Source organism: Shewanella sp. 1180_01, from assembly GCF_052850535.1.
Window position 1 is genome coordinate 1 of the sequence record NZ_VXCT01000241.1, and the last position, 201, is coordinate 201.

The 201-nt window shown below is 48.3% G+C and carries 1 pseudogene; it reads right to left on the reverse strand.

Annotated features, from left to right (window positions below):
- A pseudogene (locus FW758_RS25035) lies at positions 1 to 201 on the reverse strand (RepB family plasmid replication initiator protein); the annotation flags it as partial.

A 201-nucleotide genomic window follows, 5' to 3' on the forward strand; every position in this document is an offset into this window, starting at 1 on the left:
ACAATACCGCACCACACCTTAAAATCGGTTTCGATATTCAGCCGTTGGCCCCTGACGGTAACCAGGTCATAGCCCTCCTTTTGGCAGATATCGAGGCTCACCAGATCGTTGCTGAGATCTTGTGCTTTGACATCATTCGGATTAGTTCTACGACCAACAGGCGTAAAAACACCTGTTCTGAGGAGAACATTAGGCTGCACA